Genomic DNA, 14,951 nt, shown 5'->3' on the forward strand with positions numbered 1-14,951 from the left:
ACGACCAGGTCCCGTCTGGGAGACTTCCCGGTATGCGGGGAATCATTCTGGCGGGCGGCACGGGCTCGCGTCTACATCCGATCACGGTCGGCATCAGCAAGCAGCTTGTCCCGGTCTACGACAAACCGATGATCTACTACCCCCTCTCGACCCTGATGCTCGCCAACATCCGCGACATCCTCGTCATCACCACCCCACAGGACGCCGATCAGTTCCAACGACTCCTCGGCGACGGCTCACAATTCGGAATCAACCTGACTTACCAGGTCCAGCACGAGCCCAACGGCCTCGCCCAGGCCTTCGTCCTCGGCGCCGACCACATCGGCACCGACAGCGCCGCACTCGTATTGGGCGACAACATCTTCTACGGCACCGGATTGGGCTCTCAGCTCTCGCGATTCGAGGGCATCGACGGCGGCGCTGTCTTCGCCTACGAAGTCAAGGACCCCAGCGCCTACGGCGTCATCGAATTCGACGCCGACGGCAAGGCCATCTCCCTCGAGGAAAAACCCGCCGCACCGAAATCGAACTTCTCCGTCCCCGGCCTGTACTTCTACGACAACGACGTCCTGGCGATCGCCCGCGATCTCGAGCCGTCGGCACGCGGGGAGTACGAGATCACCGACGTCAACCGCCACTACCTCGAGGCAGGCAAGTTGGCTGTCGAAGTGCTTCCCCGCGGCACGGCTTGGCTCGACACCGGCACCTTCGACTCGTTGCTCGATGCCTCCAACTACGTCCGCACCATCGAACAACGCCAGGGCATGAAGATCGGGGCACCCGAGGAAGTGTCCTGGCGACGCGGCTTCATCACCGACGACGAACTACGAGAACGAGCCGAAAAGCTCGTCAAATCCGGATACGGGCAGTACCTGCTCGATCTACTGGCGCGAGGCAAGTGATGAGTTTTCGTGAACTGACGATCCCCGGCGCCTACGAGTTCACCCCACGACAGTTCGGCGACGATCGCGGCGTTTTCTTCGAATGGTTCAAATCCTCCGCCTTCGAGAACGCAGTGGGCGGGCCGTTGGAACTGCAGCAGGCGAACTGCTCGGTCTCCGCCGCCGGGGTGCTGCGCGGTATCCACTTCACCGACACCCCGCCCGGGCAGGCGAAATACGTCACCTGCGTCAAGGGTGCATTCTTGGATGTGATCGTCGACCTGCGGGTGGGTTCGCCGACCTTCGGGCAGTGGGACAGCGTGCTCATCGACGACGTCGACCGCCGCGCAGTGTTCCTGCCGGCAGGTCTCGGGCACGCCATCTTGTCCCTCGAAGACGGCTCGACCGTGATGTACCTGTGCTCGATCGAGTACACCCCGTCGTTGGACCGCGATCTGAACCCACTCGATCCGGACCTGGGTATCGACTGGCCCACCCACGCCCGCGACGGATCGGTACTCGAGTACCAACTCTCCGACAAAGACCGCGCCGCACCCTCCCTCGCCCACGCCATCGCCGACGGCTACCTCCCCACCTACCAAGGCTGACCTCCTCGATCCAGGGGCGTCGGGACCGAACGGCTCATTCGGTCACCGGGCGGTGCCGCACGCGCAGCTTTCATCCCCCGCGCAGGTTGCACGCAACCTGCGCACCCGCTGCAACCTGCGCGCTCACGGACACGCGGAGCGAATGTGCCGTTCGGTCACCGGGAGCGTCAGCGGATTTTGAAGATCACGGCCCGCTGGACGATGAAGTTGATGACCGTTGCCGTGCCCTGGGCAACGACGAAGGCGAGGTTCGCGAACCAGAAGCCGTCGGGAAATGCCTGGTAGAGCCAGGTGTAGATACCGACCTGCACGGCGAAGGTGACGGCGTACAACACCACGACCGCGAAGAAGCGGGCGCGCGACGGTGCTGCGTTGAATGTCCAGCGCCGGTTGATGAGGTAGGCCGTCGTGGTGCCCAGGACGAAGCCGATTGCCTTCGCCAACGTCACACCGACACCGAACACGAAGTGAAGCAGCAGGTTGACGCCCTGGTCGACGATGGCAGAGAGCACACCCGTTGCCAGGAACCGGACGATCTGGGTCTTGAGGTCGAGGGCCTCGTCGGCGATGTTCTCCGTCAGCGGGAGTTCGACGGGCAGCGGCACGTGATGCTGCGGCTCCGGCGCTTCGGCGGGCCAGTCGTCGTTCTGCGGGGTGGACACGATCACTGAGACTAGCTGTCATGGCGAGCAGGGAGCGCAGCCTGCGGACCGACCCGATCGAACAGGTACCCTCAACGACGATGTCCACGACAGCCGACGACGCACTCTTCCCCCTGGAACCACAGGCCGGGAACACTGCGCCGCTACCCACGCAGACCCGCACGATCTCCGGTTTCGGGCGCACCGCGCCTTCCACGGGAGAGGTGCTCACCACGTCCGACCCCGAGCTCATCGCGAACGCGGTGAAGCAGGTCGCGGAGCAAAACGAGAGCAAGCCGTCCTACCTGCGGCGGGGTGTGATCGCGCGCGGTCTCGGCCGTTCGTACGGTGACAACGCGCAGAACTCCGGTGGCCTCGTCGTCGACATGACGTCGCTCGACCGCATCTACAGCATCGACGCGGGAACACGCATGGTCGACCTGGACGGTGGAGTCAGCCTGGACGCCTTGATGCGTGCAGCATTGCCGTTCGGCCTCTGGGTTCCGGTTCTGCCCGGTACGCGGCAGGTCACCATCGGTGGAGCAATAGGCTGCGACATCCACGGTAAGAACCATCACAGCGCCGGGAGCTTCGGCAACCACGTGCGCTCGATGGAACTGCTGACCGCAGACGGACAGATTCGTCACCTCACGCCGTCGGGCAAGAACGCGAAGCTCTTCTGGGCGACTGTCGGCGGCAACGGTCTGACCGGCATCATCTTGCGGGCAACCATCGAGATGACGCCGACGGAGACGGCGTACTTCATCAACGACGGGATCCGCACCGAGTCGCTCGACGAGACCGTCGCAGCGCACCAGGACGGGACCGAGGACAACTACACTTACTCGAGCGCCTGGTTCGACGTGATGAGCGCGCCGCCGAAGTTGGGGCGAGCGACCATCACGAGAGGATCCTTGGCGAAGTTCGACGAGCTGCCCAAGAAGCTGCAGAAAGACCCGCTGAAGTTCGACGCGCCGCAGCTGCTCACGGTCCCCGACATCTTCCCCATCAGCGGCCTGAACAAGCTGTCGATGAGCATGATCGGTGAGGCGTACTACCGCATGGGCGGCAACTACACCGGCAAAGTACAGAACCTGACGCAGTTCTATCACCCTCTCGACCTCGTGGGTGAGTGGAACCGAGGCTACGGACCCAAGGGATTCCTGCAGTACCAGTTCCTGGTTCCCACGGAGGCTCTCGAGGAATTCAAGGACATCATCCGGTACATCCAGCGCTCGGGCCAGTACTCTGCGCTCAACGTCTTCAAGCTGTTCGGTCCTGGAAACAAAGCGCCACTGAGCTTCCCGATGGCCGGCTGGAACGTCGCGATGGACTTCCCGATCAAGGCCGGCCTCAACGAATTGGTGCGCGAACTCGACAAGCGTGTGCTCGAGTTCGGCGGCCGGCTGTACACCGCCAAGGACTCGCGCACCGATGCGGAAACCTTCCATTCGATGTACCCGCGGATCGACGAGTGGATCAAGGTCCGCCGATCCGTTGACCCCACAGGCGTTTTCGCCTCCGATATGGCCAGAAGGTTGGAACTGCTGTGACGATCGACGCTGTGGGAAACCCGCAGACCATTCTCGTACTCGGCGGAACGAGCGAGATCGGTCTCGCCATCACCGAGGAGTACCTGTCCAAGTCGCCGGCGCGCGTGATCCTCGCGGCCTTGCCGAACGACCCTCTCCGGGATGCGTCCGTTGCTCAGTTGAAAGCCAAGGGCGCCAAGGACGTCGACGTCATCGACTTCGACGCACTCGACACCGAGTCCCACCCCAGGGTCATCGAAGAGGCGTGGTCCAAAGGTGACGTCGACGTGGCGATCGTCGCGTTCGCGGTGGACTTCGACGCCGAAGAGCTGTGGCAGAACCAGCGCAAGGCCGTCCTGACGGCGAACATCAACTACACCGCGTCGGTGTCGGTCGGTGTTCTGCTGGCCGAGAAGTTCAAGGCCCAGGCCTACGGACGGATCATCGTCATGTCCTCGGTGGCGGGCGAGCGCGTGCGCCGATCCAACTTCGTCTACGGCTCCACCAAGGCGGGTCTCGACGGGTTCTACCTCGGACTCGGAGAAGCGTTGCGAGAGTTCGGCCCTCGCGTCACCGTCATCCGCCCGGGCATGGTGCGCACCAAGTTCAGCGCCCACGTCAAGGAAGCGCCGCTGACGGTGGACAAGGAAGACATCGCGAAGCTCGCCGTCGCGGCGTCGCAGAAGGGCAAGGATCTGGTCTGGGCACCGGGCCCCTTCCGCTTCGTGATGATCGCTCTGCGGCATGTGCCGCGGCCGATCTTCCGCAAACTCCCCATCTAGATGAAAAGAGCGCTCGGCACAGCCGTCGACGGTGTACTGGCCGCTCTAGTCGCAGCCGTGGTGGCGGCGGTCGGGTTGTTCGCGTTCTCACTCGTCGAGTGGCCTGCGTTCAACTCGTCCAACGTCACCCGTGCGCTGACGACGCTCGGCCAGGTGGTCTGCGTCGCCCTGTTGGCCACGGCGATCGTGCTGTACCGCCGCGGGACGCTTGCGCGGCTCGCGAAAGTGCTCACGTGGGGCGGACTTTCGGGGTTCGTGACGGTCACGCTCGGCATGCCTCTGGCGGCAACCAAGCTCTATCTGTTCGGGATATCCGTCGACCAGGAGTTCCGAACCGAGTACCTGACGCGCCTCACCGATTCGCCTGCGCTACGCGACATGACGTACCCGGACATCCCGCCGTTCTACCCGGCCGGATGGTTCTGGATCGGCGGACGCGTCGCGAACCTGCTCGGCATGGACGGCTGGGAAGTGTTCAAGCCGTTCGCAATCGGATTTCTCGCCGTCACAGCCGTCGTCGCCTACACGCTCTGGCGCCAACTGGTCCGCGCCGACCTCGCGGTAGCCGTCTCGGCCGTCACCACCGCTCTCGTCGTCGCCTACGCCTCCCCGGAGGCCTACAGTGCCGTCATCGCGCTGCTCGTCGCGCCTGCACTCCTACTCGCGTGGGGAGCGCTGAATCGGCCGATTCCCGACGAACCCGACCGATCGACGAACTGGGGCTGGGGCGCTGTTGTCGGGACGGGTCTGTTCCTCGGCCTCGCGGCGACGTTCTACACCCTCTACCTGGGCATGGCGGCGTTTGCGGTGACGCTCATGGCCGTTGTGTCGGCGTTCCTGAATGTTCGGGCTCACAAGACCTGGCGTGCAGCAATTCCGGTGGTTGTTCGCCTCGTTGTGATCGCCGCGATTTCAGGACTTGTCGCACTGACCGTCTGGGCCCCTTATCTTGCCGACGCACTGACCGGAGCACCTGCGACGTCGGGTACTGCGCTGCATTACCTCCCGGAGGCCGGTGCCGAGCTGCCGTTCCCGATGTTCGAGTTCTCCCTGCTCGGTGCGCTGACCATGGCCGGGACCCTGTGGCTCGCCGTCAGGACGGCAACGTCGCGACGAGCACAGGCGTTGAGCATCGGCGTCGTCTCCGTGTATCTGTGGACGCTGCTGTCCATGGCGGCGACCGTAGCCGGCACGACACTGCTCAGCTTCCGCCTCGAAGCTGTCCTGATCGTATTGCTGGGAGCAGCGGGAGTTTTCGGCTTCGTCGAAGGCGCGAAGGCCATCTACCAGGCGGTGGGTGAACCGTCGCGGTTCAAGGTTGCCGCGGTGACGGTGGCGACGATCGGTGCACTTGCGTTCGCACAGAACATCCCTCAGGTTCTGCAGTCGGAGATCACCGTCGCGTACTCGGACACCGACGGTGACGGCAACCGCGCCGACAAGCGCCCACCGAGCGCAGTGTCCTATTACTCCGAGGTCGACCGAGCGATCACCGAGCAGGTCGGCAGGCCCCGAGACGAGACGATCGTCCTGACGGCGGACACCTCGTTCCTCAGCTACTACCCGTACTTCGGCTTCCAGGGGCTGACGTCGCACTACGCCAACCCGCTTGCGCAGTTCGATCAGCGCGCCGCAGCAATCGAGGACTGGACGACGGCCGAGACTGCGGACGAGTTGATCACCAAGCTCGACGAGAGTCAGTGGCAGGCGCCCGACGCCTTCCTGTTCCGCCGCGGCGCAGACGGCTACACCTTGCGGTTGGCCGAGGACGTCTATCCGAACGATCCGAACGTCCGGCGCTACACAGTCACCTTCGACGAGTCGTTGTTCGAGGATCCGCGGTTCCAGGTCACCGATATCGGGCCGTTCGCGCTGGTCACCCGCGCTACATAGGCAAATGACATAACGTTCACGTAACGTTCAACCGATGCCTACCTCGGACCAGACTGTTCTCGAGCAGCCGCGGACCGCCCCGGCACGGCGAATCGGGGCGCTCTCCACCCGTCTTCGGCGTGCCGATCGAGCCGATGTCGCGGCTGCGTCCGCCTTCACCGTCGTCGCGTTTTTCGTGCTGCAGGGACAGTGGCGGAACCTCGGTAGTGGCTATCTCTACAACAGTGGCCAGGACCAAGCCATGTGGGAATGGTTCTTCGCGGTGGCCGCGCATTCCGTCGCGCACCTCGAGAACCCGATGTCGAGCGATCTGCAGAACTTCCCGCTCGGGGTGAACCTGATGGCCAACACGGCCATGTTCGGGTTGTCGATTCCGCTCGCACCCGTCACGTTGCTGTTCGGTCCGACAGTCACCTGGGCCATCGCGTTGACCGTCGGTCTCGCAGGCACGGCATACGCCTGGTACTGGCTGTTCTCACGCACGCTCGATGCGTCGCGACCGGCGTCGGCGCTCGGTGGAGCACTGTGCGGCTTCGCGCCGGGCATGATCTCCCACGCCAACGGCCACCCCAACTTCGTCGTCCTCTTTCTGCTGCCGGTCATCGCGGCTCTCGTCGTCCGCACCGCACAGGACGGCCCGACAGCGAAACGAACCATCGCGCTCGGACTCGTCGTCGCATTGCAGATCATGCTCGGTGAAGAACCTCTGCTGATCTTCGCGATCGCGTTCGGACTGTTCGCGGTCGTCTACTACGTCGGAAAGCCGCGCAGCCTGTGGCCTGCCGTCAAGAACTCGGCGAAGAGCCTCCCGCTGGCGGCTGCGCTCGCGATCGCCCTCGTCGCCTTCCCCCTCTACTGGCAGTTCTTCGGCCCCCAGAGCTACTCGTTCCTCGAACACGGCGCGATGGGCAACGACGCCAAAGCCCTCACCCAGTTCCCGACGCAATCCATCGGCGGCGTCGCGACCCCCGGTCAGAACGTCCGGATCAACGCGACGGAAGAGAACGCCTACTTCGGGTGGCCCCTCCTGGTGCTCGCGGGGGTCGCCGCGGTCTGGCTGTGGCGGGTCGCCTGCGCCCGCGCTGCCGCGGCCACCGCCGTCGCTGTCGCCGTGCTGTCCCTCGGATCCGAACTGATCGTCGGCAAGAACAACACCGAGATCGCACTGCCGTGGGAATGGCTGGCCGACACACCACTGGTCGAGTCGATCCTGGAAACGCGCTTCGCGCTCGCCGCCGTTCCCGCACTGGCGCTTCTGCTGGTACTGGCCACCGACAAAGCCTTCAAAGCCGGGCTGCGGCCGATTCCGGCACTGTGGTCGATCGCTCTCGCACTCGCGCTGGTGCCGCTGCTCCCGACGCCACTCGACACCGTCGAACGCGCGTCGACGCCGTCCTTCTTCGCCAGCGGTGAATGGAAGAACTACGTCGACGACGGATCCGTCGTCACCGTGCCCCTCCCCCGTCCCGAGGATGCTCGTCCCCTGCACTGGCAGATCGAAGCCGACATGGGCTTCCCGCTCGCGGGCGGATACTTCGTCGGGCCGGGTGACAACGTCGAACGCAAAGCCAAGTACGGCGCCGTGGATCGGCCGACGGCCCTGCTGCTCGGGTCCGTGCGGAACTCCGGCACCGTCCCGGACGTCACACCACAGCAGCAAGCCGACGCCCGATCCGATCTCCAATTCTGGGGCGCCGACGTCGTCGTCCTCCAACCCGGTCGCAACAGCACGCAGCTACGCGACACCGTCGACGAACTCCTCGGCTTCGATGCCGAGTACCACGACGGTGTGTGGATCTGGGACGTGCGAGACTTCGCTCGCTGACCTGCAGGAAAAGGGGTCGGTCCGGGCTGTGCCCTAGCATCGACAATCGTGTCCACCGCTGCAGCCACCGCACCGAAGCCCCCTGAAGCATCGTCGTCGTCGCGTAGTTCGGCGGGAGTCGTTGCCGTCGTCTCCGGCATCATCGCAGTCCTCGCCGCGATCCTGACGCCGCTGCTGCCGGTCACACAGGACTCGGCGTCGATCAGCTGGCCGCAGAACGGAACGTTGAACTCGGTCGAGGCTCCGCTCGTCTCGTACTCACCGTTGTCGCTCGATGCCACGATTCCGTGCAGCACCATCGCCTCGGCAGCGCCCGGCACGCTCGTACTCTCGACCACCGCGCCCGGCGCACCGGACGCTCAGGGCGTCGGCCTCGTCGTCTCCCGCACCGATTCCGGTCTGCAGGCCGTCCTGCGTGAGAAGGTTCTGCTGTCGCTGACCGACGCCGAACTCGCGTCGTGCTCGTCGGTGACCATCAGTTCGACGGACACGTCGACGACTGCGTCGGCAACGGGTACCGACGTCACCGGAACGATCGACGGCGACGCACGCCCACAGACAGTGGGCATCTTCACCGAACTGCAGGGCGCCGCACCGGCGAACCTCAGCGTGGACGTCCAGATCGACTCCCGCTTCTCCTCGACCCCCACCGTTCTGAAGAAACTCGCGATGGCCGCAGCGGTGATCTTCACGATCATCTCGCTCGTCGCGTTGCACCGACTCGATCTGCTCGACGGACGCAGCAGCCGCCGCTTCTTCCCGGCGCGGTGGCTCCGCATCACCGTCGTCGACGGGGTCGTCATCGCGGTACTCGCCGTGTGGCACTTCATCGGCGCCAACACCTCCGACGACGGCTACCTGCTGACCATGGCACGCGTCTCCGAGCACGCCGGGTACATGGCCAACTACTACCGCTGGTTCGGCGTCCCCGAAGCACCGTTCGGGATGCCTTACTACGACATGCTCGCCGCGTTCGCGAAAGTCTCCACCGCCAGCCCGTGGATGCGGTTGCCGGCGCTGATCGCCGCGCTTCTGTGCTGGGCCGTGATCAGCCGCGAGGTCATCCCGCGTCTCGGTCGCGCCGTCCGCTCCAACAAAGTCGCAATCTGGACCGCAGGCCTGGTGTTCCTCGCCTTCTGGCTGCCCTACAACAACGGCCTGCGCCCCGAGCCGATCATCGCCCTCGGTGCCCTGCTGACGTGGTGCTCCATCGAACGCGCTGTCGCCACCGGCCGACTGTTGCCCGCGGCCGTCGCGGTCCTCATCGCCGCGTTCTCGCTCGCCGCAGGCCCAACGGGGCTCATCTGCGTCGCCGCGCTCCTCGCCGGCGGACGCCCACTCGTCCGCATCGTCATCGCACGCGCCCGCACCGTCGGCTACGCACCCGTGCTGGCCCCGATCCTGGCGTCGGGAGTCGTCATCGTCGCCGCCGTGTTCGCCGACCAGACCGTCTCGACAGTCCTCGAAGCCACCCGCGCCCGCGCTGCCGTCGGACCCAACGTCGCCTGGTTCAACGAGCGCGCCCGCTGGGACTCCCTCATGGAGATCACACCCGACGGTTCCCTCGCACGGCGCTTCGCCGTCTTCGCGATGATCCTGTGCGTGATCGTCACCATCGTCGTCATGCTTCGACGCGGTGGCCGGATCCCCGGCGTCGCGATCGGACCGTCCAGGCGCATCGTCGGCATCGTGATCGGCGCCCTCGCCCTGATGATGTTCACTCCCACCAAGTGGACCCACCACTTCGGTGTCTACGCAGGCCTGGCCGCATCGCTCGCTGCCGTCGCGGCCGTCGCCGTCGCGTCGGCCACCCGGGACAACGCACGCAACCGCACTCTGTTCACTGCCGCCGTGCTGTTCCTGGCCGCGCTCGCGTTCACCGGCTCCAACGGCTGGTGGTACGTCTCCAGCTACGGAATCCCCTGGTTCGACAAGCCTCCGATGATCCTCGGCAAAGGCTTCTCCACCATCTTCCTCGGACTGACCGTGCTCGCGTTGCTGTACGCAGGCTGGCAACACCTCCGCGCGCCGTACCGAACCAGTACCCGCTCCGCACGCTTCGGAGTCTCCGCGCTGACGGTGATGGCCGCCTTCGTCGTACTGTTCGAGCTCGCGTCCTTCGCCAAAGGCATCGTCGCCCAGTATCCCGCGTACTCGGTGGCCCGCTCCAACCTGAACGCGCTCGCCGGTAACTCCTGCTCCCTCGCGAACGACGTTCTCGTCGAACAAGATCCGAACAGCTCGATGCTGACGCCGATCGATTCCACCGTCCAGAACTCACTGGCCGGACCGAACACCGTCGGCTTCACCCCCGACGGAATCCCCAACGATCTCACCGCCGACGAAGAAGACGTCTCCCAGGAGAGCACCCGCGGATTCAGCGACGACCCCGACAGCGGCACCGACACTCAGGGACCCACCTCCGCAGGATCCTCGGGCACCCAAGGCGGCACCACCGAAGCGACCGGCATCAACGGAAGCTCCGTCGCACTGCCGTTCGGGCTCGACCCGTCACGCACGCCCGTCCTCGGTAGCTACGGCGCCGACACCGCGGAACCCGCCACCCTCGAAACCGAGTGGTTCTCCCTTCCGTCGGATGCCGACCGATCGGGTCGTTCCACGGGCTCCACTCCTGACAGCGATTTCATCGCGATCAGCGCCGCCGGGCGCATCCGATCCGTCGACTCCGACGGCATCGTCGCATCCGGCCAGCCGCTCGAGGTGGAGTTCGCCGCGGGCGATCAGGTCCTGGGCCGCGTCACCCCGATCGACATCGGGCCCCAGCCGTCGTGGCGCAACCTGCGCGTGCCGCTGTCGGACATCCCCGGCGAAGCCGACCGCATCCGCCTCGTCGCAACCGACGGCGACATCTCACCGGATCAGTGGCTCGCCGTGACGCCGCCGCGGATCCCCCGCACGACCCCACTCGTCGACGTCATCGGTCCCGACGTGCCCGTCATGCTGGACTGGACCGTCGCACTGGGCTTCCCGTGCCAGCGCCCGTTCGACCACAAGGACGGCGTCGCGGAACTGCCGGAGTACCGCATCCTGCCGGACCGCAGCGGCGCCGCCGCACACAGTCCGGTCATGGACGCCTTCGGCGGTGGGCCACTCGGCTGGCAACAGCTCGTTCTGTCCGCGCAGGTCGTCCCGACGTACCTCGACAATGATCTCGATCGCGACTGGGGTTCACTCGAGAGATTCGTCCCACTGGACCCGTCGGCGACACCGGCAGAACTGACGGTCGGAACCGTCACCCGCAGCGGCTGGGAGACCGAAGGACCGATAAGGGTCGGATGAAACCGGCATGATGCCGGTTTCCTCGCGATGCGGGTGCGGTGAACCGATCACGTTCGAATAACATCGACAACCGTGCCCGACGCCGTGAACGATTCTCCCGCCGTGCCCGACGCCCCCCAGCCGAAGGGTTCGGTGTCGAAGGGCACCGGGACCGATCTGCGATCCACGGTGCGTACGACGCGTCTGGTCGCGATCGTCACGGGTCTTCTCGGTGCCGTCCTGGCTCTCCTGACGCCGTTCCTGCCCGTCGTGCAGACGACGTCGACCATCTCGTGGCCGGAATCGGGCTCGATCCAGGACATCGATGCCCCGCTCGTCTCACAGGCGCCGATCTCCCTGACCGCGACCATCCCGTGTTCCGCCGTGGCCGCACTGCCCCCGCAGGGCGGGCTACTGCTCGCCACCGCGCCGCCTCAGGGCGAGGGTGCCGCGCTCAACAGCCTGTTCGTGCGAGTCAACGAGGGTTCGGTCGACGTACTGGACCGCAACGTCGTCGTCGCGTCGGCGCCGCGCGAGGACGTGCAGGGCGCGGCCTGCAACTCCATCGAGATCACCTCGAACATCGACTACACCTCGGCATCGTTCACCGGCCTCGTCGACGACGAAGGTCTCGAACGCACCGGACGTCTCGACGGTGACCTGCGACCCCAGGTCGTCGGCGTCTTCACCGACCTCGACGGCGCCGCACCCGCCGGACTGAACGTCACCATCGACGTCGACTCGCGCTTCTCCTCCAGCCCGACGATCCTGAAGCTGCTGGCGATGATTCTCGCGGTGGTCTGCACGATCATCGCCGTCACTGCCCTCGGCCGCCTCGACGGCATCGACGGACGCGGTCACCGACGGTTCTTCCCGTCGCACTGGTGGAAGTTCACCGGCGTCGACGTCACCGTCGTCGGAGTCCTCGTCGGCTGGCACTTCGTCGGCGCCAACACCTCCGACGACGGCTACCTGCTGACCATGGCCCGGGCCGCGGACCAGTCGGGCTACATGGCCAACTACTTCCGCTGGTTCGGTGTGCCCGAGGCCCCGTTCGGGTGGTACTACGACGTCCTCGCCGTCTTCGCGAAGATCTCCACTGCCAGCCCCTGGATGCGCCTGCCCGCCCTCATCGCCGGCGTTCTCTGCTGGATGGTCATCAGCCGCGAGGTCGTCCCGCGTCTCGGCCGCGCAGTACGCAAGTCCAACGTGGCGCTGTGGACCGGCGGACTCGTGTTCCTGGCGTTCTGGCTGCCCTACAACAACGGTCTCCGCCCGGAACCCATCGTCGCGCTCGGCGCTCTCCTGACGTGGTGCTCCATCGAACGCGCCATTGCCACCGGCCGACTGCTTCCTGCTGCGACGGCGTTCCTGATCGGCGCGTTCACCCTCGCCTCGGCGCCGACGGGCCTGATGTGTGTGGCTGCCCTGTTGGCCGGAGCTCGGCCCATGGCGCGCATCGTCGTTCGCCGCCACCGCCTGGTCGGTACCCTGCCGCTCCTCGCACCGCTCGCTGCCGCCGGCTTCCTGGTCCTCGTCGTCGTCTTCGCCGATCAGACCTACGCGACGGTCATGGAGTCGACGCGTGTGCGCACGGCAATCGGCCCCAACGAGCAGTGGTACCAGGACTTCCTGCGGTACTACTACCTGTTCGTCCAAACGGTCGACGGTTCCGTCGCTCGCCGCTTCGCATTCCTCGTGATGCTGCTGTGCCTGTTCTCGACGCTGTTCATCCTGCTCCGACGCAGGCGAGTTCCCGGCATCTCCAACGGACCGGCCTGGCGACTCATCGGCGTCGTGTTCGGAACGATCTTCTTCATGATGTTCAACCCGACCAAGTGGACCCACCACTTCGGGTCGTACGCAGGCATCGCGGGCAGCCTCGCCGCCCTGACCGCCGTCGCGATCTCCGCCAGCGCGTTGAGGTCTCGCCGAAACCGAACGATATTCCTCGCCGGCCTGATGTTCGTTCTGGCACTGGCATTCTCGGGAATCAACGGGTACTGGTACGTCTCGAGCTACGGCGTTCCGTGGTTCGACAAGACCGTCTCGCTCGGCGGAAACGAATCCAACACCCTCTTCCTCGTGCTCTTCGCCGCCGCACTCGCGTTGGCCGGATGGCAGTACCTCCGTGAGGGTTACGCACCGCCACAACCCCGTGCCGGTAGCGAACGAGGCAGGCGCATCAAGAAATTCGCCGCCGCACCGCTGACGGTGATCGCCGGGCTCATGGTGCTGTTCGAAGTCCTCTCCCTCGTCAAGGGAGCAGTGTCCCAGTACCCCGCGTACTCACTCGCACGCTCGAACGTCCAGGCCCTCACCGGTAACTCGTGCGGCCTCGCGAACGACGTGTTGGTGGAATCGAACCCCAACGCCGGCATCCTGAACCCCATCCCATCGGCGTTCGACCCACAGACCGGCCCACTCGGAGGCGAAACCCCATCGGGCTTCACTCCCAACGGAATTCCCACCGATCTCAGCGCCGACGCCGTCGAGGTGAAGCCCGGACAGGGCAACACCGACCAGCAGAGCGTCGGACCCGCATTCGAAGAAGGCCAGAGCTCGGGCACCGGCGGCGGCATCGGCGCCCTCGGCGTCAACGGCTCCACCGCAGCCCTGCCCTTCGGACTGGACCCGGCCACCACCCCAGTCCTCGGCTCCTACCAGCCAGGCATCCAGGAACCGGCGTCGGCGACCTCGAGTTGGTACTCGCTGCCCGAGCGCTCCGACAGCGCACCGCTGATCGTCGTGTCCGCCGCAGGCCGCATCCTGTCCTACGACGACACGGGCGCCATGACATACGGTCAGTCGCTCCTCGTCGAGTACGGCACGCGTCAGCCCAACGGAACCGTCGACGTCAAGGGCACCTACCTGCCCCGCGACATCGGGCCCGCACCGTCGTGGCGTAACCTCCGCATCCCCATCGCGGACCTGCCCGCCGACGCCGATGCCGTGCGCATCGTCGCCAACGACCCCAACCTCACCGGCGACCAGTGGTTCGCATTCACGCCACCGCGAGTACCTCAGCTGGAAAAGTTGAACGACCTCATCGGTAGCGAACAGCCCGTACTGCTCGACTGGGCCGTCGGACTGCAGTTCCCCTGCCAGCGCCCGTTCGACCACGAATACGGCGTCGCCGAAGTCCCCGGATACCGCATCCTCCCGGACCGCCCACTGGCCGTCAGCTCCACCGACACCTGGCAGTCCGGCGACAACGGCGGACCACTCGGCTGGAGTGAACTCCTCGCCCGTCCCGTCACCGTCCCGACGTACCTCGACCGCGACTGGGCTCGCGACTGGGGCTCGCTCGAACGGTACGAGCAGTACTACCCCGGTGCCGTACCGGCAACACTCGACACCAGCGAAGTAACCAGGTCCGGCTTCTGGACGCCAGGGAACTTGAGGGTGTTCGATCGGTAGAGCTCGTTCCCCTTCACCGGGTCATACCGCGGTAGTACTCGTGATTGATCCTCTGGACGGATGATTCCATCCTCGATCCGCGGCAGGGTC

Annotated in this window: 9 protein-coding genes; 8 read left to right on the top strand and 1 reads right to left on the bottom strand. The window is 65.7% G+C overall.

The features are described 5' to 3' along the window. Positions 1–32: 32 nt before the first annotated feature. Positions 33–902, top strand: coding sequence for a glucose-1-phosphate thymidylyltransferase RfbA (gene rfbA, locus ACFULT_RS00390; protein ID WP_094653721.1), 870 nt, complete (start codon positions 33–35; stop codon positions 900–902). Continuing rightward, the gene (locus ACFULT_RS00395) at positions 902–1,489 is read left to right on the top strand and encodes a dTDP-4-dehydrorhamnose 3,5-epimerase family protein (protein ID WP_378480320.1); all 588 of its coding nucleotides are present in this window, start codon (positions 902–904) and stop codon (positions 1,487–1,489) included. The genes rfbA and ACFULT_RS00395 overlap by 1 nt, the downstream gene beginning before the upstream one ends. Before the next feature lie 167 nt (positions 1,490–1,656). On the opposite strand, the gene ACFULT_RS00400 is transcribed toward ACFULT_RS00395, so the two are convergent. Further along, a complete protein-coding gene (locus ACFULT_RS00400; protein ID WP_378480321.1) occupies positions 1,657–2,157 on the bottom strand; it encodes a GtrA family protein in 501 nt (166 codons plus the stop codon). 74 nt (positions 2,158–2,231) lie between these two features. Here ACFULT_RS00400 and ACFULT_RS00405 point away from each other — a divergent pair, with 74 nt between their 5' ends. The 6 genes from ACFULT_RS00405 to ACFULT_RS00430 all read left to right on the top strand — a co-directional run bounded on the left by ACFULT_RS00405 (position 2,232) and on the right by ACFULT_RS00430 (position 14,861). Further along, entirely contained in the window at positions 2,232–3,683 is a 1,452-nt protein-coding gene (locus ACFULT_RS00405) for an FAD-binding oxidoreductase (protein ID WP_094720244.1), read from the top strand. Beyond that, positions 3,680–4,444, top strand: a complete 765-nt coding sequence (locus ACFULT_RS00410) for a decaprenylphospho-beta-D-erythro-pentofuranosid-2-ulose 2-reductase (protein WP_037112584.1) — start codon at positions 3,680–3,682, stop codon at positions 4,442–4,444. Before ACFULT_RS00405 ends, ACFULT_RS00410 begins: the two co-directional genes overlap by 4 nt. Further along, a complete protein-coding gene (locus ACFULT_RS00415) occupies positions 4,445–6,337 on the top strand; it encodes a galactan 5-O-arabinofuranosyltransferase (RefSeq protein WP_378480322.1) in 1,893 nt (630 codons plus the stop codon). Positions 6,338–6,371: 34 nt separating this feature from the next. Continuing rightward, a complete protein-coding gene (locus ACFULT_RS00420; RefSeq protein ID WP_378480323.1) occupies positions 6,372–8,162 on the top strand; it encodes a glycosyl transferase in 1,791 nt (596 codons plus the stop codon). Positions 8,163–8,210: 48 nt separating this feature from the next. After that, positions 8,211–11,462 carry an arabinosyltransferase domain-containing protein gene (locus ACFULT_RS00425; protein ID WP_378480324.1) on the top strand — a complete coding sequence of 1,084 codons (3,252 nt, stop codon included), beginning with the start codon at positions 8,211–8,213 and terminating at the stop codon, positions 11,460–11,462. 72 nt (positions 11,463–11,534) lie between these two features. Then, complete coding sequence (locus ACFULT_RS00430; protein WP_378480325.1) at positions 11,535–14,861, top strand: arabinosyltransferase domain-containing protein; 3,327 nt, start codon at positions 11,535–11,537, stop codon at positions 14,859–14,861. Positions 14,862–14,951: the final 90 nt, after the last annotated feature.

The organism is Rhodococcus sp. NPDC057297 (assembly GCF_042667435.1).
GTDB lineage: Bacteria > Actinomycetota > Actinomycetes > Mycobacteriales > Mycobacteriaceae > Rhodococcoides.